The 17,547-nt window shown below is 50.7% G+C and carries 20 protein-coding genes, 2 tRNA genes and 1 pseudogene; 3 read left to right on the top strand and 20 right to left on the bottom strand.

Annotated elements, in window-relative coordinates; genetic code table 11:
* Positions 1–6 precede the first annotated feature (6 nt).
* The 17 genes from HMPREF3168_RS03515 to HMPREF3168_RS03435 form a co-directional block, all read right to left on the bottom strand.
* Positions 7–234, bottom strand: coding sequence for a DUF2969 domain-containing protein (locus HMPREF3168_RS03515; RefSeq protein ID WP_070488492.1), 228 nt, complete (start codon positions 232–234; stop codon positions 7–9).
* Between the two features lie 12 nt (positions 235–246).
* A complete protein-coding gene (yidD, locus tag HMPREF3168_RS03510; protein WP_003617406.1) occupies positions 247–534 on the bottom strand; it encodes a membrane protein insertion efficiency factor YidD in 288 nt (95 codons plus the stop codon).
* Between the two features lie 2 nt (positions 535–536).
* The gene (locus HMPREF3168_RS03505; protein ID WP_016396360.1) at positions 537–1,526 is read right to left on the bottom strand and encodes a rod shape-determining protein; all 990 of its coding nucleotides are present in this window, start codon (positions 1,524–1,526) and stop codon (positions 537–539) included.
* An 85-nt stretch (positions 1,527–1,611) separates the two neighbouring features.
* Positions 1,612–1,842 carry a DUF1146 family protein gene (locus HMPREF3168_RS03500; RefSeq protein ID WP_004560494.1) on the bottom strand — a complete coding sequence of 77 codons (231 nt, stop codon included), beginning with the start codon at positions 1,840–1,842 and terminating at the stop codon, positions 1,612–1,614.
* 47 nt (positions 1,843–1,889) lie between these two features.
* Complete coding sequence (locus tag HMPREF3168_RS03495) at positions 1,890–2,330, bottom strand: F0F1 ATP synthase subunit epsilon (RefSeq protein WP_035183532.1); 441 nt, start codon at positions 2,328–2,330, stop codon at positions 1,890–1,892.
* 11 nt (positions 2,331–2,341) lie between these two features.
* Positions 2,342–3,781 (bottom strand): F0F1 ATP synthase subunit beta, encoded by a 1,440-nt coding sequence (atpD, locus tag HMPREF3168_RS03490; protein WP_002880070.1) that lies wholly within the window; start codon positions 3,779–3,781, stop codon positions 2,342–2,344.
* A gap of 19 nt (positions 3,782–3,800) precedes the next feature.
* Positions 3,801–4,763: a F0F1 ATP synthase subunit gamma gene (locus tag HMPREF3168_RS03485; RefSeq protein ID WP_004560513.1), complete on the bottom strand. Its 963-nt coding sequence runs from the start codon at positions 4,761–4,763 to the stop codon at positions 3,801–3,803.
* Positions 4,764–4,773: 10 nt separating this feature from the next.
* Positions 4,774–6,285: a F0F1 ATP synthase subunit alpha gene (gene atpA / locus HMPREF3168_RS03480; protein ID WP_004560509.1), complete on the bottom strand. Its 1,512-nt coding sequence runs from the start codon at positions 6,283–6,285 to the stop codon at positions 4,774–4,776.
* A gap of 22 nt (positions 6,286–6,307) precedes the next feature.
* On the bottom strand, positions 6,308–6,850 hold the full coding sequence (gene atpH, locus HMPREF3168_RS03475) for an ATP synthase F1 subunit delta (RefSeq protein ID WP_003611398.1): 543 nt from the start codon (positions 6,848–6,850) through the stop codon (positions 6,308–6,310).
* The gene (atpF, locus tag HMPREF3168_RS03470) at positions 6,850–7,356 is read right to left on the bottom strand and encodes a F0F1 ATP synthase subunit B (RefSeq protein WP_004560528.1); all 507 of its coding nucleotides are present in this window, start codon (positions 7,354–7,356) and stop codon (positions 6,850–6,852) included. The genes atpH and atpF overlap by 1 nt, the downstream gene beginning before the upstream one ends.
* 53 nt (positions 7,357–7,409) lie before the next feature.
* On the bottom strand, positions 7,410–7,634 hold the full coding sequence (gene atpE / locus HMPREF3168_RS03465) for a F0F1 ATP synthase subunit C (RefSeq protein ID WP_003613582.1): 225 nt from the start codon (positions 7,632–7,634) through the stop codon (positions 7,410–7,412).
* Positions 7,635–7,652: 18 nt separating this feature from the next.
* The gene (atpB, locus tag HMPREF3168_RS03460) at positions 7,653–8,372 is read right to left on the bottom strand and encodes a F0F1 ATP synthase subunit A (protein ID WP_003613585.1); all 720 of its coding nucleotides are present in this window, start codon (positions 8,370–8,372) and stop codon (positions 7,653–7,655) included.
* 109 nt (positions 8,373–8,481) lie between these two features.
* Positions 8,482–9,111 carry a uracil phosphoribosyltransferase gene (gene upp / locus HMPREF3168_RS03455; protein WP_002880062.1) on the bottom strand — a complete coding sequence of 210 codons (630 nt, stop codon included), beginning with the start codon at positions 9,109–9,111 and terminating at the stop codon, positions 8,482–8,484.
* 99 nt (positions 9,112–9,210) lie between these two features.
* Positions 9,211–10,206 (bottom strand): L-threonylcarbamoyladenylate synthase, encoded by a 996-nt coding sequence (locus tag HMPREF3168_RS03450; RefSeq protein WP_002880061.1) that lies wholly within the window; start codon positions 10,204–10,206, stop codon positions 9,211–9,213.
* Positions 10,206–11,048 (bottom strand): peptide chain release factor N(5)-glutamine methyltransferase, encoded by an 843-nt coding sequence (gene prmC / locus HMPREF3168_RS03445; protein ID WP_070488490.1) that lies wholly within the window; start codon positions 11,046–11,048, stop codon positions 10,206–10,208. The genes HMPREF3168_RS03450 and prmC overlap by 1 nt, the downstream gene beginning before the upstream one ends.
* Positions 11,041–12,126, bottom strand: coding sequence for a peptide chain release factor 1 (gene prfA / locus HMPREF3168_RS03440; RefSeq protein WP_003617391.1), 1,086 nt, complete (start codon positions 12,124–12,126; stop codon positions 11,041–11,043). Before prfA ends, prmC begins: the two co-directional genes overlap by 8 nt.
* A gap of 23 nt (positions 12,127–12,149) precedes the next feature.
* A complete protein-coding gene (locus HMPREF3168_RS03435) occupies positions 12,150–12,752 on the bottom strand; it encodes a thymidine kinase (protein ID WP_013439306.1) in 603 nt (200 codons plus the stop codon).
* 140 nt (positions 12,753–12,892) lie between these two features.
* Here HMPREF3168_RS03435 and HMPREF3168_RS03430 point away from each other — a divergent pair, with 140 nt between their 5' ends.
* Positions 12,893–14,248, top strand: a complete 1,356-nt coding sequence (locus HMPREF3168_RS03430; RefSeq protein WP_003613574.1) for a Mur ligase family protein — start codon at positions 12,893–12,895, stop codon at positions 14,246–14,248.
* A gap of 61 nt (positions 14,249–14,309) precedes the next feature.
* Here the strand turns inward: HMPREF3168_RS03430 and HMPREF3168_RS03425 are convergent, their stop codons facing one another.
* The gene (locus HMPREF3168_RS03425; RefSeq protein ID WP_002880053.1) at positions 14,310–14,561 is read right to left on the bottom strand and encodes a hypothetical protein; all 252 of its coding nucleotides are present in this window, start codon (positions 14,559–14,561) and stop codon (positions 14,310–14,312) included.
* A 22-nt stretch (positions 14,562–14,583) separates the two neighbouring features.
* A complete protein-coding gene (locus HMPREF3168_RS03420; protein WP_070488489.1) occupies positions 14,584–15,588 on the bottom strand; it encodes a serine hydrolase domain-containing protein in 1,005 nt (334 codons plus the stop codon).
* A gap of 170 nt (positions 15,589–15,758) precedes the next feature.
* Here HMPREF3168_RS03420 and HMPREF3168_RS03415 point away from each other — a divergent pair.
* Together HMPREF3168_RS03415 and HMPREF3168_RS03410 are read left to right on the top strand one after the other, a co-directional pair.
* Positions 15,759–15,830 (top strand) — tRNA-Glu (locus tag HMPREF3168_RS03415).
* 5 nt (positions 15,831–15,835) lie between these two features.
* Positions 15,836–15,908 (top strand) — tRNA-Gln (locus tag HMPREF3168_RS03410).
* 57 nt (positions 15,909–15,965) lie between these two features.
* Here the strand turns inward: HMPREF3168_RS03410 and HMPREF3168_RS10095 are convergent.
* Positions 15,966–17,381 (bottom strand): annotated as a pseudogene (locus HMPREF3168_RS10095) (peptide ABC transporter substrate-binding protein).
* Between the last annotated feature and the right edge of the window lie 166 nt (positions 17,382–17,547).

The following is a 17,547-nucleotide window of genomic DNA, read 5'->3' as shown; positions in this document are numbered from 1 at the left end:
TAAAAATTATTTTTCGTGCAAGGTGAAGTAGGCCAGCAGATCGTTGATGCCGGCATCAAGGCTCTTGGCAAACATCACGTTCTTGGACTTGCTGCTGGTTACCCGGAACTTGCCGTCAACCTGCTCGATCAAGCCGATCTGGCGCTTCTTTGGAATGACTACTTCCCAAGTCGGTACCCGGCGGTCAGACAGTTCGTTGACCTCGATCCCGATGTTTTCTTGATTTCTTGACATATTCCCTCCTCGTTAGTGACTGTGGAATTTTCTGGCAATAATTTCGTCCTCATATTCTTCTGGGTGGGGATTGCGCAAAAGGGTAAACTTGTCCGGTACTGGATCCACCCCGCCGCGGTTAAAAGGATTGCAGCGCAGGATCCTTGCCAGGCCCATCAGCAGTCCCAAAAGCGGACCATGCTTTTCCAAAGCAGTGATCATATAGCTGGAGCAGGTCGGGTAGAAACGGCAGCTGTCCGGCAAAATTGGTGAGATTGCCCGCTGGTAAAAGCGGACTAGAAGAATCATTATTTGACGCATTATTAGTGACGTTCGTGCTTTTCAATATGCTGCAGCAGGATGCCAGTGCCCAAAGCAACTGATTCAAGCGGTGATTCAGCGATCAAAACCGGAACCTGCAGGCTGTCGGCAATCAGCTTGTCGATGTTCTTCAGCAAGGCGCCACCACCGGTGATCATAATCCCGCGGTCGATGATGTCAGCGGACAATTCCGGCGGCGTTTCCTGCAGAACCTGCTTGGTAGTGTCAATGATGCTTTGCAGGCCCTCTTGCAGGGCCTCAGTTACTTCAGAGCTGTTTACCTTGATCTGCTTTGGCAGGCCGTCAATCGTGTCGCGGCCGCGGACATTCATGCTTGCGTCCGGGTCTGGATCAGTAGCGGTACCAATTTCAATCTTGATGGCTTCCGCCGTCCGCATCCCGATCAAGAGCTGGTGGTTAGCCTTGATGTAGTTGACGATGGCCTGGTTCATCCGGTCCCCGGCATAGCGCAGGGACTTGGAAGTCACGATTTCGCCCATGGACAGGATGGCGATGTCAGTCGTCCCCCCGCCGATGTCGATGACCATGTTACCTTGCGGCTTGAAAATGTCCAGGCCGGCACCAACGGCAGCTACCTTTGGCTCATAGTCCAGGTAGACCTTGCCGCCGCCTGACTTTTCCGCGGCTTGGATGATGGCCTTTTGCTCAATTGAAGTTACGCCAGTCGGGGCGCAGACCAGAATGTTCGGCTTGCTCATGAAGCCCTTGACGTTCAGCTTCTCAATAAAGTAGCTCAGCATGGCTTCAGTAATGTCAAAATCAGCAATTACCCCGTCCTTCAAAGGCCGGATAACGCGGATGTTGCCAGGAGTACGGCCAACCATTTCATAAGCTTCAGTGCCGACAGCGACCACCTTGTTGGTGTTCGTATCCACGGCAACAACAGATGGCTCGTCGATCACAATGCCCTTGCCGGAAACGTTGATCAAAACGTTCGCGGTCCCCAAATCAATACCAATATCTTTTGACACGTCTATTTCCTCCATAACATATTAATTTTAATTGTACCATAAAAGCGCTCTGTATAGCGGCTTCCGCTTAGCTTTAACCTATTCTTTAAAACAGGTTAGACAATTGTAATGAAGTATCTATCAAGGCGATCAAAAATTGGCCGACCGTATAGCCCAGGGCAATCGCCGTAAAAATCAAGAAGACCTGGGCTTCAAATACCCGGCTGGTCCGAATGATTTTCTCAATTCTGACGGCTTTGATCGCCTGAAAGGCTAAGGCAATGCAAACAAAGTAGATCACCAAGCTGATGATTGCGTGAATTCCAAGTTGTCTCATAATAAAATCTACCATAAAAAAGAGCGGAATAAATCCGCTCTTTTCCCTTATTTCTGCAGCTCGTCGTAAACGTGAATCCGGTTTACAGCCCGCCGCAAAGCAATTTGAGCCCGCTCCAATAACTGCTCGTCGTGCTTTTCCTTGGCTTCCTTGATGAGCGCCTCGGCCCGCTGCTTGGCAGCTTCAGCCCGACTGAGGTCAATGTTGCGCGCGCGTTCTGCGTTGTCAGCAATAATCGTTGCCACATTGTTGGCGAATTCGATGATCCCCCCGCTGACGGCGATGTGATCAACCTTGTGGTCGACATCGGCGCCGCGTTGAACCCGGACTTCACCAATTGTCAGCGGAGTTAAAATCGGCAGGTGGTTGTACAAAATCTGCCGGTCGCCGTCAATCGCCCGCATTGAGACGGAGCTGCCACGGTGAGAATAGATTAACCCGTTTGGCGTAACGATATTGATCTTAAACAGTTTCTCTGCTTCTGCCATGATGCATCAACCTACTTTTCTAATAAGGCTTTTGCTTCCGGATCGCTTGGGGTAACCCCCATCTTTTGCGCCTTCTTCAAAACGTCTTCGATCGGGCCAACGCCTCTGAAGGCATCTTCAGGCAAGTCGTCAAGATGGCCGTCGAGGATCATCTTGAAGCCCTTGATCGTTTCCTTGATTGGAACGTATGAGCCTGGAACGCCGGTAAAGACTTCGGCAACGAAGAAGTTTTGTGACAGGAAGAACTGAATCCTACGTGCCCGGGCAACGATCAGCTTTTCTTCATCTGACAATTCATCCATACCCAAAACGGAGATGATGTCTTGCAGTTCGCGGTAACGTTGCAGGATGTGCTGAACTCGGGTCGCAACGTCGTAGTGTTCCTGGCCGACAATTTCAGGGTCCAGGGCACTGGAAGTTGATTCAAGTGGGTCAACGGCCGGGTAGATACCTTGTTCTACCAGGCTACGTTCCAAGTTGGTCGTCGCGTCCAGGTGGGCGAAAGTAGTCGCTGGCGCAGGGTCAGTGTAGTCGTCGGCTGGAACGTAAACGGCTTGGATAGAGGTGATTGACCCCTTCTTAGTGGAAGTGATTCTTTCTTGCAATTGACCCATTTCCGTTGCCAAAGTTGGCTGGTAACCAACGGCACTAGGAATCCGGCCCAGCAAGGCGGAAACTTCAGAACCGGCCTGGGTAAACCGGAAGATGTTGTCGATGAAGAGCAGCACGTCCTGGCCTTCAACGTCTCTGAAGTATTCAGCGATCGTCAAACCGGTCAAAGCGACCCGCATTCTGGCACCAGGCGGCTCGTTCATCTGCCCGAAGACCATGGCGGTCTTGTCTAAAACGCCAGATGCCTTCATTTCGAAGTAAAGGTCGTTACCTTCACGGGTTCTTTCCCCGACACCGGTGAAGACGGAAATACCATTGTGTTCCTGGGCAATATTGTGAATCAATTCCTGGATGATCGTGGTCTTGCCGACCCCGGCACCACCGAACAGACCGACCTTACCACCACGAAGATATGGTTCCAACAAGTCGATAACTTTGATCCCGGTTTCCAGGATTTCACGGCTAGTAGTTAATTCATCATACTTAGGTGCTTCTTTGTGGATCCCGGAGCGAGGGTGGTCAGCTGGAAATTCTGGACCACCATCAATCGGTTGACCTAAAACGTTGAAGACCCGGCCCAAGGTATCCGGACCAACTGGCACGGAAATTGAGCTCCCAGTATCTTCAACCTTCATCCCACGACGAAGGCCATCGGTAGATTCCATCGCGATGCAGCGCAAAACGCCATCGCCTTGTTCAAGAGTAACTTCAAGGATAATCGAGTCGTCGTCTGACTTGATGACCTTCAAGGCATTGTTGATGTCTGGCAGGTCTTTGCCAATTGGAAACTTGACGTCGACAACAGGGCCGATTACTTGAACGATTTCACCTTGACTCAAACTTCTACCTCCTTTTCTCTTATTCAAGTGCATTCGCACCACTGACGATTTCAGTCAATTCAGTAGTGATTTGTGCTTGTCTTGCACGGTTCATTTGCAAACTAAGACTAGAAACAAGGTCCTTGGCATTGTCCGTGGCATTCTTCATGGCCGTCATTGAACTTGCGTGTTCGGCGGTCTTGGCGTCCAAAATGGCGCCATAGATTTCCGCCCGCGCGAATTGCGGCAGTAACGTTGCCAAAACGCTGTCAATGTCAGGGGCAACTTCGAATTCAATCTTCTTGCTTTCCTTGGCTTCCATGGTTCCGATGTCAAGGTCGACGATCGGCAGCATCTTTTCGGCCCGGAAGGCTGAGGACAAAGAATTCACGTGGTGGGTGTAGCAAACATACAGTTCGTCATAAACGCCGTTCAAGTACATCTTGATCGCCGTTGAGACGATTGGCAGGGTTTCCTTGAAGGTTGGCACGTCTGAAACGCCGTCTTTTTCGTAGACAACGTTCAGGTTGTTCTTCTTGAAGAACTGGGAGCCAACGCTGCCGACTGACAGGATCTTGGACTCTCTGCCCTGCAGCTTGTCGTCAGCTACCAGGCTCATCATCTGCTTGATGACTGAGCTGTTGTAGGAGCCGACCAGACCACGGTCACCAGTAACTACCAGGTAGCCCACGGAGTGAACTTCCTCACGGGGCTTGATCATGTCAGAAATGATCCCCATCCCAAAGACATCATCGTAGTCGATGGAGTCAATGTTGTCTTGCGTCAGGCGGTAATTAGCCTTGTTCAAGTGGTTGATCACGCTGGCACTCATCAGCCGGGACACGGTTTGGTGCAGCAGCAGGTTGTATTCCTGGTAGCCCTTGTCTCTTTTTTCAGTCTGATTCAGTTTAGCTGCTGAAACCATGTGCATGGCTTCAGTAATCTTACTCGTTTGCTTGACAGAAGCAATTCTCTTCTTCAATTCAAGTAAAGATGCAGGCATAGTCTACCTCCTATTTGTTACTTGATGAAAAGCTGGATGCAAATTGTTGAAGAGCTTCTTGAAGCTTGTTTTCATCTGGCAATTTGCCAGTTGACTTGATTTCAGCTAACAGATCAGCATGGTTGGCGTCAAAGTCGGTGTAAAGTTCTTGTTCAAAGCGAGCAATATCATCGACTGGCACCGCGTCCATAAAGCCATGGGTCAAAGCGTAAAGCAGGACAACCTGCTTTTCAACGGCAACCGGCTTGTGCAGCGGCTGCTTCAATACTTCGACGGTCCGCCGGCCGCGGGCCAGCTTGGCTTGCGTTGCCTGGTCCAGGTCACTGCCGAACTGGGCAAAGCTTTCCAGTTCCCGGTATGAAGCCAGGTCGGTCCGCAAAGTACCAGCAACCTTCTTCATGGCTGGGATCTGCGCGGCCCCGCCGACACGGGAAACAGAAGCCCCGGCGTCGATGGCTGGGCGCGTACCGGAGAAGAACAGGTCACTTTGCAAGAAGATCTGTCCGTCAGTGATGGAAATAACGTTGGTTGGAATGTAGGCGGAGATGTCCCCGGCTTCAGTCTGAATGAATGGCAGGGCAGTCAATGAGCCGCCGCCCAGTTCCTTGCTCAGCTTGGCACTCCGTTCCAACAAACGTGAGTGCAGATAGAAGACGTCACCTGGGTAGGCTTCACGGCCAGGTGGCCGGCGAAGCAGCAGGGAAAGTTCACGGTAGGCAACCGCCTGCTTGGACAAGTCGTCAAAGACAACCAGGACGTCCTTGCCGGCGTACATGAATTCTTCCCCCATCGCGGTCCCGGAATATGGCGCGATGTAAAGCATTGGTGCCGGTTCTGAAGGACCAGCTTCAACCACGATGGTGTAGTCCATCGCCCCAAACTTCTTCAAGGTTTCAACTTGTGCTCTGACAGTTGATTCCTTTTGACCAATTGAGACGTAAATACAAATTACGTCCTGCCCTTTTTGGTTCAAAATGGTGTCGATCGCTAAACTGGTCTTACCAGTCTTACGGTCACCGATGACCAGCTCACGCTGACCACGGCCAATTGGCACCAGCGCATCAATGGCCTTAATACCAGTTTGCAAAGGCTGGTTAACTGACTGACGCTGCATAACGCCTGGCGCCTTTGACTCGATTGGCCGAGTCTTGTCAGTCTTGATTTCGCCTAAGCCGTCAACTGGCTGGCCAAGTGGATTCACAACCCGGCCAATCAAAGCATCCCCAACTGGAACTTCCATAATCCGGCCAGTTCGCTTCACGCGGTCGCCTTCACGGATGTCGTCAAACTTGCCCAGAATGATGATACCGACATCATTGCTTTCCAAGTTTTGGGCGATACCGTAGGCACCATTGTCGAACTGCAAAAGCTCACTTGACAAGACATTGTTCAAGCCGTGAGCGCGGGCGATACCATCGCCGACGTAAGTTACGACACCGACTTCCTCGATGTCCAGCTTATCGTCGTAGTGTTCAAGTTGCTGCTTGATTAAAGAGCTGATTTCTTCCGCTTTAATGCTCAATGGTTTCACCTCTTTATAATACTTACTTTGTTAACATGGCGCGGATTTTCTCCAATCGATGCTTTACTGAGCCATCGATCACGCGGCCTTCAACCTCAAGGACCACGCCGCCGATAATTTCTGGATCAACTTCATTTTCAAGATGAAGTGCCTGCAAGCCATATTTCTTGGCATAGCTCTCCGCAAGGCGCTGCAGCTGATCTTCATCTGGCTTCAATGCAGTCTTAGCGACACCCGTTCCGATGTGGTTGGCAGCATTGTACAGGTGAATGTAGTAGTCAATGATGTCAACCAAGTTGTCAAAACGATCATAGCTAAGCAAGAAGTTTAAAACTTCTTGAAGCTCTGCAGAAAAGCCCTGTTCAACCGCCGTCAAAAGACTTTCCTTTTGTTTGGTGTCCAAAACAGGATTGCTCAGAACCTGGACAAAACGGGGCTCTGCTTGAACTGCCTTCTTCAATTCAGTCAGTTCGCTGTACATGAGCTCAGTCTTGCCGCTGTCTTTGGCAAAATCAAAGATCGCTGTTCCGTAGCGTCTTGCCGTTTCTTCTCTACTTAAGGCCATTAATCGTTCAACCCCTTAATGAACTGATCAACTAAATCTTTTTGATCAGCAGCAGATAAGTTCTTAGCAATTACCTTTTCCGCAATCGTCACAGAAAGATCAGCAACTTCTTCGCGGGCTTCGTTCAAGGCGTCAGTCTTAGCTTTCGCTGCATCAGCCTTGGCCTTTTCCCGGATAGCGGAAGCTTCAGCCTTGGCTTCGCTGACGATTTGCTTGCCGGTCTTTTGCGCATTACTCTTGGCAACAGAGAGGATCTGGGTTGCTTCTTGTCTTGAATTCTTCAAGGCTGCTTCCCGTTCATTGGCCAAAGTTTCAGCCTTCTTGCGGTCGCTAGCAGCTTGATCCAAGTCATCAATGACTTTCTGACGGCGCTTCTCCATCATGTCCTTTACCGGGCCCCAGGCATAATGCTTGACGGCCAGCAAAAGGATACTGAATACTATTAAATACCAAAGGGTATCAATGATTGAGATTTCAGCGCCGGCGAATACTGGTTGAAATTCCATCAACAATCCTTCTCTCTCAATTTAGTAACTAATGTAATTTAACGACTGGTTAATTACAGGAACAAAATCAAGAAAGCGATAACGATAGCCAGGATTGGAACGGCTTCGATCAAACCAACACCGATAAACATAGTTGATCTCAAGTTACCAGCACTTTCTGGTTGGCGGGCGATGCTTTCGATCGTCTTTGAGATAACCTTACCGTTCCCCCATGAAGCAGCCAAAGCAGCAATACCAGCAACAAGTGCAGCAGCTAAATCCTTTAAACCTGTAGTCATAATAAAACCTCCGAAAAATTATTCTTGTGTAACCTTCTTGCCAATATAAACCATAGAAAGGGTTACAAAAACATACGCCTGGATAGAGCCAATGAAGACAGAGAAACCTTGCCAGATCATTGCGAGCGGCGCAGCCAGGATTCTGGTTACAATCCCCATGCTTGGCCCCAGCTGGTTCCCGATCAGGGTCAGCAGGACTTCACCCGCAAAGATATTACCGTAGAGACGCAGCGATAACGTCAAGAAGTTGGTAAATTCTTCAATGATGTTAATCGGCAAAAGAAAACCGACAGGACGTGCATAGTTCTGCAGGTAGCCCTTCGTGCCAAATTTCTGAATCCCGAAGGTAAATGACAGAAGCAAGGTCATCATCGCGAACGACATCGTCGTCACTGGATCAGCAGTTGGTGATTTGATGACCATATAGTCACCGACTTTCACTTCCAAGAACAACCCTAGTTGATTCATGCAGAAGATGAAAAGGAACAAAACAAAGGCGTAAAGAGACAGATGTTTTTGCGCAGCCGGGTCTTCGACGTTATCCTTGACAATCCCGTCGGTAAAATCGATCAGGTATTCCAGGACATTTTGTTTCTTGTTCGGTTTCATTTCAACTTTACGTGAAAGAGCGTAACAAATGGCAAAAACCACAATTGCCATCAAGGTCGAACCGATAATGCCGACCAAGTCGACGTTCAGTCCGGTACCGTTAATATTGAAGACAAGTGATTTCTCCAATTCTTCGTGACCTCCCTTCTTGTGTTGAATTCTTCGAACACGTCACTTATTGTACACCAATAAAAATTAATTAGAACTTTTGCAATCGCTTTTATAGCGACTTTTTTAATTATTTAGTCCCAAAGATCCGGTCACCTGCATCCCCTAAACCTGGGAAGATGTAGCCGTTTGGCAGCAGCTTGTCGTCAAGGGCAGCCGCGTAAATGTCAACGTCCGGGTGTTCATCTTGCACCGCCTTGACGCCTTCCGGCGCAGCAACCAGGACGGCCAGCTTAATGTCGGTCACGCCCCGCTTCTTCAAAGCTTCGATGGCCAGGTTGGCGGAACCGCCAGTAGCCAGCATCGGGTCAACGACCAGGCATTCACGTTCAGTAACATCCTTAGGAACCTTGAAGAAGTATTCTACCGGCTTCAAGGTTTCTTCGTCGCGGTACATGCCAACGACGCCGACCTTGGCTGACGGAATCATTTCCAAAACCCCGTTGACCATGCCCATGCCAGCACGCAGGATCGGCACGATAGTCAATTTCTTGCCGGCCAGTTCCTTTTGCACCGTCTTGCCCATTGGCGTTTCGATTTCAACGTCTTGCAAAGGCAGGTCGCGGGTGATTTCGTAGGTCATCAAACCGGCGATTTCGCCAACGATTCTCCGAAATTCATTTGATCCAGTTTCCTTGCGGCGAATGATCGTCAGCTTGTGCTGAATCAATGGATGGTTTAACACAGTGAACTTTCCCATATAGTTCCTCCATTCAAAAATACCATGTCGTCTCTATTATAAATAAAAAAGGAAATGGTTTAAAGCAATTTCTTTTTTTAAAACATTAAATCGTCCAGATTAGACATGATGACCGCCGGCAGCCTTGTTTAAACGGTTCATGTAGGCCAGACTTTCCTCACCCTGGTCAAAGCCCTCTACATAAATACTTTTAATTTCTGGCCGGTCGTCAAAATAGCGCAGGCCGGCAAACAGGTTGTGGTCAGCCTCCGTCAGATTTTTGCCTAAATTGAACTTATTTTCCTCAGGTACAGGTAAGTTTTCCAAAAGGTCACTAGTTGCCATGACCCCGCAGGAAACATCCAGGTCCAGCTTAGCAAAAGTTTCCGCCTGGTCGACCACGTAAACCTGGGCACTTGGCGCGTAGTGGCGGTATTTCATCCCTGGCGCCTTCGGCACGTCCTTGTCACTTACCTGGCCCCGGTTGATCAAAACTTCTTCGCCCAAGACCTGGCTGATCTCTTCTGGCGTAATCTTGCCCGGCCGCAAAACAACTGCTGGGTTAACCGACAGGTCAACGATGGTTGATTCCAGGCCCACTTCAGTCTCGCCGCCATCAACGATTCCAGCGATCTTGCCCTTTAAGTCGTGGTAGACGTGCTGGGCCGTGGTTGGGCTCGGCTTAGTCGAGGTGTTGGCGGAAGGCCCGACGATCGGGTAGCCAAGCTTGGCGATCAAGTCATGAGTTAGCTGGTCATCCGGGCAGCGGAAGGCAACCGTTGGCAGGCCCCCGGTTGCAGATTCCGGCAGGGCCCCTTCTTTAGCTAAAAGCAGGATGGTCAAGGGACCTGGCCAAAAGTGCTTGATCAACTTCTCCGCCCGCTCCGGCACTTCCTTAGCGTAAGGGCGCATCATGGCTTCGTCAGCCACGGTCACGATCAAGGGGTTGTCGCTAGGCCGGCCTTTGGCCGCGTAGACCTTTTTGACTGAATCGTCCCGGGTGGCCAAAGCCCCCAGGCCATAGACAGTTTCAGTCGGAAAGGCAACTAATTCCCCTTCCCTAAGCAGGCTGACTGCTTCATCCAATTGTTCCCGTTTAAAAATCTTGGTTTCCATTATTTCTTCCACTCCCCAAACAGCATCCGCGGCTTGCCGGCCATGTCCCGGCGGAATTCCACCTTAAAGTCCGGCAATTTTTCGGCAAACAGGGCCTTCAGCTCATCTTCCTCGCTAAAGCCGAATTCCATGAAGAAGCGGCCGCCCGAGTTTAAGTGGTCTCTAACTTCTTCAGCGAACTTCCGGTAAAAGGCCAGTCCATCCTGGCCGCCAAACAGGGCTTCTTCCGGCTCATTGGCCAGAACGCCCTTGTCCATCACGTTCTTCTCGCTAGGCTTGATATAAGGCGGGTTGGAAATGATCAAGTCAAACTTGCCCAGGCCCAGCAAAACATTGGCCTTGCGGGTGGTTACGTCCAGGCCGTAGTCCAAAAAGTTCTCTTCACTGATTCTGAGCGGGGTGTCCTTAACGTCACTGGCGTAAAAATGCAGGTCCTTGATCCCCTTGCTTTCAGCTTCCTTGGCCAGGGCCACCGTAATATTGCCTGACCCAGTCCCCAGGTCAAGGACAGTGTCGCCGTCTTGTAAGTGCGCTAGGGCCCATTCAACCAGTTCCTCAGTTTCAAAGCGGGGAATAAGCACGCCTTTGGCCACCCGCAAGCGGTAGCCTAAAAACCAGGCATAGCCCAGGATATACTGGGGTGAGTCCCCTTTAGCCAGGTGCTTCATGTCCTTTCTGGCCTGCTTGACTTCAGCGTCAGACAATTCCATGTCTTGCTTAAGCTGAAACTGGCTTGGCGTCAGGCCCAGCCGCTCAGCCAAAAGAAAGTCGATTTCCTCGCTCCGTGCGCTTTCAGCCAGTTCACTGGCCTCAATCCGCATTTCTCGTAAACTCTTATGCATTTTCTGCCAGCTCCTCTAATTGCTTGGTTTGGTAGTAAACCGTCAAAGCATCGATGACTTCGTCCAGTTCCCCGTTCATGATCCGGTCCAATTTGTTCAAAGTGAGGCCGATCCGGTGGTCAGTCACCCGGTTTTGCGGGTAGTTGTAGGTTCTGATTCTTTCTGACCGGTCACCGGTGCCGACCGCGTTCTTCCGCTTGGCGTCGTACTTGTCCCGGTTCTGGCTTTCGTAGTAGTCGTAAACCCGGGACTTCAAAATTTCCATAGCCTTGGCCCGGTTTTGCTGCTGGGACCGCTGGTCCTGCATGGCAACCACGATACCGGTTGGCAAGTGGGTCATTCTGACGGCACTGGAAGTCTTGTTGATGTGCTGACCGCCCGCACCGGATGACCGGTAGACGTCCACCCGGATTTCCTTTGGATCAAGGTCAATGTCAACCTGTTCATATTCTGGCATGACGGCAACGGTAGCAGTTGAAGTGTGCACCCGGCCGGCTGATTCAGTTACTGGGATCCGCTGCACCCGGTGGGCCCCGTTTTCATATTTCAGCTTGGAGTAGACCTTGTTACCAGTAATCATGATGGCCACCCGCTTGTAGCCGCCAACTTCAGTTTGTTCGCTGTCGACGATAGAAACGTTCCAGCCCTGGTTTTCCGCGTACTTTTCATACATCCGCAGCAGGTCGCCCGCGAACAGGGAAGCTTCATCCCCGCCGGCTGCCCCCCGGATTTCCATGATGATGTCCTTGTCATCGTTAGGGTCCTTTGGCAGCATCAAGATCTTGATTTCATCTTCCAGCTGGCTGATTTCATCTTCCAGCTCAGAGTTTTCCATCTTGGCCATTTCAACCAGCTCAGGGTCTGAACCGTCAGCGATGATTTCCTTGTTGCCGGCAATTTCTTCCTTGTCGGCCTTGAACTTGCGGAACTTCTGCACGACTTCCCGCATGTCAGCTTCTTCCTTGGTAATTTCCATGTAGCGCTTGGTATCAGCGATGACTTCCGGGTCGGCCATCATTTCCTGAATTTCTTCATAGCGTACTTCCAAGCTTTCCAGCTGTGCCATTACATTATCCATTTAATCAATCCTTCCAATAAAAACTAGTCTCTTGCCTGATCGGGGTGGAAATAGTGGAAGCGGCAGACCGGGTAGTAAGCCTCGTCGCCGCCAATCTGCACCTGCTCGCCCTCATAGACGGGCAAACCGTCCTTGTAGCGCAGGGCCATGGTTGCCTTGTGCCCGCAAAAGTGGCAAATTGTCTTCATCTCTTCTATTTTATCAGCATAAAGCAAAAGATACTCACTGCCTTCAAAAAGATGGTTCTGAAAATCATTCTTCAGGCCAAAGGCCATCACCGGAATGTGCAAGTCGTCCACGACCCGGGCACACTGGATGACCTGGGCCTTTTTTAAGAACTGGGCCTCATCGATCAAGACCGCCGCTAAGGGGTGGCCGTCAGACTCCTGCTCTTGCTGGTTCAAAGCCGTGATATAGTCAAAGAGGTCCAGGTCCGGCTCAATCGGCTGGGCGCTGCGGCTGAGCCCGATCCGGGAAGCCACCACGCCGCGGCCGGACCGGGTGTCAACGCTGCTGGTCAATAAAGCCACCTTGCGTCCTTGAATCTCGTAGTTGTGGGCAACCTTCAAGATTTCAATCGTCTTGCCGCTGCCCATCGCTCCGTATTCGAAAAAAAACTGTGCCATATTCTCCACCTTTGTATTAATCTCGCTCAAATAAGTATAGTGTATTTTGCAAAAGTTTAAAAGCTCCGCATTTTAGCCGCTAAACTTTCCGTCTTATGGTAAGATTTATCATAGTTTTAATGCAGAATAGGAAGTTAATCATGAGTTTTAAATCCAACATCGCAACTTTTGCCGGCAAGTCCTCTTACTGGTTCCTGCACAATGTCTTAAAGGGCGGGACCAGCTTTCCCGGCAAGCTAGCCATGAAGCTTGACCCAGATGTCCTTGAGCAGCTGGGCAAGGACTACGAGACCATTATCGTTACGGGGACCAACGGCAAGACCATGACCACGGCCCTCATCACCCAGACCTTGAAAGAAAAATACGGCGATATTTTGACCAACCCGTCCGGGTCCAACATGGCCCAGGGGATCGTAACTGCCTTTTTGGCCCATGGCCAGAAAAAAAGCAGCCGGAAACTAGCCGTTTTGGAAGTCGATGAAGCCAACGTCAAGGCCGTAACCCAGTTGGTCCACCCCAAGGCCTTTGTTCTGACCAACATTTTCAGAGACCAGATGGACCGCTACGGGGAGATCTACACGACCTATGAAAAGATCGTCGCCGGCATCAAGCTGGCGCCAGATGCAACCATCATCGCTAACGGGGACGCCAGCATCTTCTCTTCAGTCGACCTGCCGAATCCAAAAGTCTTTTTTGGCTTTGAAACTGACCAGGACAAACCGCAAAATGACCTCAAGGCTGACGTCAACACTGACGGGGTCCTCTGCCCTAAGTGCGAGCATATCCTGCACTACCACGCAATTTCCTATGCCAACCTGGGTGACTTCTTCTGCCCGAACTGCGGCTACAAGCGGCCGGATTTGACCTACAAGCTGGAAGAAATCAGCGAGCAGACCCCGAGCCGGATCAAGTTTACCATTGAAGGCAAGGAATTCGCCATCAACATCGGCGGCACCTACAATATCTACAATGCCCTGGCCGCCTTTGCCTGCGCCAGAGAATTCGGCGTTTCCGCCAATGAAATCGCGGCGGCTTTTGCTAAAAACAAGCGGATCTTCGGCCGCCAGGAACTGATTCACTACCAGGGCAAGCAGATCAACATCATCTTGGTCAAGAACCCGGTTGGCTTAAACGAGGTCCTCAGCCTCCTGGACACGGAAAAGGACCACTACAGCCTGGCTGCCCTCTTAAACGCCCACCACGCTGACGGCATCGACACCAGCTGGATCTGGGACGGGAACTTTGAAAGCCTGGACCGGGACAAGATCGACCAGGTCATCGTCGGCGGCGAACGGCACAAGGACATGGCCTTCCGCCTGGAAGTTGCCGGTTTTGACCCGGACAAGATGATCATTGAAAGCGACTTTGACCAGCTGTTGGCCGCTTTTGCAAAGGCGCCGACTGACAAGATCTACATTCTCTCAACCTACACGGCCATGCTGCACCTGCGGCAGGTCTTTGCCGACAAAGGCGTCTTGAAGAGAAGAATCAACTAGCATACGCAAAGCAAGTAAGTAAAAGAGTAAATAAAAATCCCGCGGTCAGCCGCGGGATTTTTTAAATTGCCGTAGTTAAGACGGCGACTACGTTGATCAAGGCAACCAAGCCGGCAAAAAAGGCAACCGCCTTGTATGTCGCGTTCTTGCTAAAGGCAAAAAGCAGACCCTCGATTAGGGCCACGGCAAATGCCGTGATAGCAGTGATGGCATAATAAGGCGACATCCGGCTGTTAAAACGGCCCAGGATGATGATGACCAGGCCGTAGACGGCTAAAAGCAGCCAGCCCTTTTGCTTATTGCTTAATTTCATGTGATTTTGCTCCTCTTTCTAGCTAGCGGTTTTCCTGCAAAAAAGCGTTGATGATCCGGCTGCGCATAGTCAAAAAGATCTGATTGTGCCGAGAAGGGTGAACCCGGTTGGTCAAAAGAATTAAGCCGGACTGCTTGACCTGGTCAAACAAGACCAAAGTGCCGGTAAAACCGGTGTGGTAGATGATGGGATAGTTTTCCTTAGGGTCAAAGACCAGGTTCCAGCCCCAGGACCGGGCTTTTAAACCCGCCGGAGTCTTGACCTGGTAGAGATCTTGGATTGTTTCTTTCTTTAATGGCAAAAGGTCACTGACCCCCATATAGCCCTGGCCCATTTTGACCAGGTCGCTGACGGTACTAAACAGGCCAGCTGACCCGCACCGCCGGCCTAATTGCTGGCCCTTGGGGTCATGAACGAAGCCTTGAATGACCTGGCCGTCAACTAGTTCCGTTGGCACGCACTCCTCTTTTGGCGGAGCAAAAGTCGTTTCAGTCAAGCCAGCTGGCTGGAAGATCCGCTCGCTGGCCAGGTCCTGGACTGCTTTGCCCGTGATCCGCTCTAAAACCAGGCCTAAAAGGACGAAGTTGGTGTCTGCATAGCGGACCACCCGGTTAAACTCGCTGGTCACTGGCAAGCCCACGATCGCCCTCATTAATTCCGGGCCGGACAAGGCATTCCGGTTTTCGATCCAGCCCCGGATGCCAGATGTGTGGGTCAAAAGGTGGCTGAGGCGGACCCGGCCGTCCTTAAATTCCGGCACGTATTTTTGCAAGGGGTCAGCAAAGTCAACCTTTCCCTCTTCCCTCAGCTGCAAGAAAGCAGCCGTCGTGGCCAAAACCTTGCTGCAGCTGGCCAAGTCATAGTAGGCAAAAGGGCTCAGCTGGCTTTTAGCCGGATAAATGCTGGCAAAGCCCAAAGTCGAGGCAAAGACCTGGTCACCTTTTAAGAGGGCGTAGTTGACTCCAGGAACAATTCTTTCAGAAACCATGCTTTCAATCAGCAGCTGGGTTTTAGGAAAATTAAGCAAGCGGTGACTCCTTTCTAAAAGGCCCGTACGGGCAATTAGCTATATTATACGGCAGTTTTCAGCCTTTCCAAGCCAGCCTGAAAAAATTTTAGACTTTTTTTGCCGGGAGCCTTGACTTTTTCTTGCAAAGAAAGCATAATAATGAATGTCGGTAATTCGAACACAAACTTCACCCGTTGGTCAAGTGGTTAAGACGCTACCCTCTCAAGGTGGAGTCATGAGTTCAATTCTCGTACGGGTGATTTACTGCGATGTAGCCAAATTGGTAAGGCAGTGGACTCTGAATCCATAATGTTCCGGTTCGAGCCCGGACATCGCAATAATACCGAAAGGCAAGTTCCTCTGGAGCTTGCCTTTTTTCTTCTTTTCAAATCACATTACTTAGTCACATAGGCTTCCTTAAAGTTCCACTCGCTCCGCTTGCAGATCCAGCCCTTGGCATTTGACCGGATCAGCCAGGCATCGTCCTCATAGTAAAGCGGGATGACCCCGGTATCGTCAAGCAGGATGCTTTCCGCCTCACTCATATCCTTGAGCCGCTTTTCCTGGTTATTGGTGTTCTTGGAAGCAGCAATCAGCTTGTCATACTGGCTGTTTTTCCAGGAGCCATAGTTGGAGCTGTTCTTGCTGGTCAGAAGTTCCAGGAAGGAAATCGGGTCAGCGAAGTCAGCGATCCAGTCTGACCCGCAGATCTGGAACTCGCAGTTTTCCCGCCGGGCCAGGCGGGTCTTGAAGGGAACACTGGTGACCGTCAATTTCAGCCCTGGCAGCTGGGTTTCCAGCATGCTCTGCAGGGCCTCGCCGGTCTTCTTACCCCCGTCGCTGTCGCTGTCACTGGTCAGCAGGTTCAAGGTCAAGCTGGACTTGCCGAGTTCACTCAGGCCCTTTGCCAGTACTCCTTGGCCTTGCTTGGCTGTGTAAGTATTGGCCACCTGGTTGTTGCCGCCTAAAATCCGGATCAGGTTCTCCTGGTTGATGGCCAGGGAGATGGCCTTGCGGATGTTGCTGTTGGCCAGGTTCGGGTTCTTTTCGTTAAGTTCCAGGTAGTAGGTCCCCCCGTTGGAGAGGCTGTAGTAGTTCTTCTTGCCCTTGAACTGCTTGGTCAAATTGGAGTCCAGGCCCAGGGCATCTATTTTGTTTGACTGGTAGAGGTTGTAGGCGATAGTCGCCGTCTTGTTGACCGTGAAGCTGATCTGGTCAAGCTTGACGCTCTGCTTGTCCCCGTATTTCTTGACGTCTTTTTCCTACTGCGGGAAAAAGACTGGGAAGGCCATGAGGTCCTTAAAATAGGCCATCCGCTTCTCTAAAGTGACGACCAGCTTATACTTGCCCTCGGCCTTGATCCCCAGGCTGGAAACCGGCTTTTTGCCGTTTTGGATGGCATCGGCGTTCTTGATCCCGGAAAAAAGATACGAGTACTCGGCCTCAGTCTTGGGATTGACGGTCCGCCGCCAGGAGTAGACAAAGTCTTGAGCAGTTACGGGCGTGCCGTCATTCCACTTGGACTTGCGCAAGTTGAAAGTATAAGTCAGCCCGTCCTTGGAAACCTGGGCGCTAGTGGCCAGGCCCGGACTTTGCCCGTCCTTGCTGTTTCTGTAGAGCCCTTCCATTGAATTGATCATCTGGCTGAAGCTGACCACGTCCGTGGCCTTGGACGGGTCCATCGTGGTGATTTCCCCGCCGACTGACCAGTTCAAATCCTGCTCCTTTTGACTGCTCTCCTGCTTGCTGCAGGCTGTTAACGTTAAAGCAGCTAAAGCAAGTCCGGTCAAGGCAATTTTTCTTGATGACATCTTCCTTTACCCCCTCTTACTAAAGCGGTAACATAAGCAATACTCTTTTTGCTTCTCTTAAATTGTAGCACTTAATGTAATTGTTTTATCATCTTTGGCCAAAAAAATATCAAATTGAACAAAAAAGAACAAGATCCGCGGATCTTGTTCTTATTAGTTTCATTTA

The sequence above is a fragment of the Lactobacillus sp. HMSC08B12 genome, assembly GCF_001808415.1.
In the GTDB taxonomy this organism is placed as follows: Bacteria; Bacillota; Bacilli; order Lactobacillales; family Lactobacillaceae; genus Lactobacillus; species Lactobacillus delbrueckii.
Note: the sequence above shows the minus strand (reverse complement) of the source record. Positions and strands in the feature narration are given on the sequence as shown.

What these genes read in the sequence shown, in the direction of transcription:
- yidD (WP_003617406.1), bottom strand. Translation starts at nt 534, where the DNA reads ATGCGTCAAATAATGATTCTTCTAGTCCGCTTTTACCAGCGGGCAATC.
- HMPREF3168_RS03495 (WP_035183532.1), bottom strand. Translation starts at nt 2,330, where the DNA reads ATGGCAGAAGCAGAGAAACTGTTTAAGATCAATATCGTTACGCCAAAC.
- upp (WP_002880062.1), bottom strand. Translation starts at nt 9,111, where the DNA reads ATGGGAAAGTTCACTGTGTTAAACCATCCATTGATTCAGCACAAGCTG.
- atpH (WP_003611398.1), bottom strand. Translation starts at nt 6,850, where the DNA reads ATGGCCTTAAGTAGAGAAGAAACGGCAAGACGCTACGGAACAGCGATC.
- prmC (WP_070488490.1), bottom strand. Translation starts at nt 11,048, where the DNA reads ATGCATAAGAGTTTACGAGAAATGCGGATTGAGGCCAGTGAACTGGCT.
- HMPREF3168_RS03425 (WP_002880053.1), bottom strand. Translation starts at nt 14,561, where the DNA reads ATGAAATTAAGCAATAAGCAAAAGGGCTGGCTGCTTTTAGCCGTCTAC.
- HMPREF3168_RS03515 (WP_070488492.1), bottom strand. Translation starts at nt 234, where the DNA reads ATGTCAAGAAATCAAGAAAACATCGGGATCGAGGTCAACGAACTGTCT.
- HMPREF3168_RS03500 (WP_004560494.1), bottom strand. Translation starts at nt 1,842, where the DNA reads ATGAGACAACTTGGAATTCACGCAATCATCAGCTTGGTGATCTACTTT.
- atpE (WP_003613582.1), bottom strand. Translation starts at nt 7,634, where the DNA reads ATGACTACAGGTTTAAAGGATTTAGCTGCTGCACTTGTTGCTGGTATT.
- HMPREF3168_RS03450 (WP_002880061.1), bottom strand. Translation starts at nt 10,206, where the DNA reads ATGGAAACCAAGATTTTTAAACGGGAACAATTGGATGAAGCAGTCAGC.
- prfA (WP_003617391.1), bottom strand. Translation starts at nt 12,126, where the DNA reads ATGGATAATGTAATGGCACAGCTGGAAAGCTTGGAAGTACGCTATGAA.
- atpF (WP_004560528.1), bottom strand. Translation starts at nt 7,356, where the DNA reads ATGGAATTTCAACCAGTATTCGCCGGCGCTGAAATCTCAATCATTGAT.
- HMPREF3168_RS03485 (WP_004560513.1), bottom strand. Translation starts at nt 4,763, where the DNA reads ATGCCTGCATCTTTACTTGAATTGAAGAAGAGAATTGCTTCTGTCAAG.
- HMPREF3168_RS03430 (WP_003613574.1), top strand. Translation starts at nt 12,893, where the DNA reads ATGAGTTTTAAATCCAACATCGCAACTTTTGCCGGCAAGTCCTCTTAC.
- HMPREF3168_RS03435 (WP_013439306.1), bottom strand. Translation starts at nt 12,752, where the DNA reads ATGGCACAGTTTTTTTTCGAATACGGAGCGATGGGCAGCGGCAAGACG.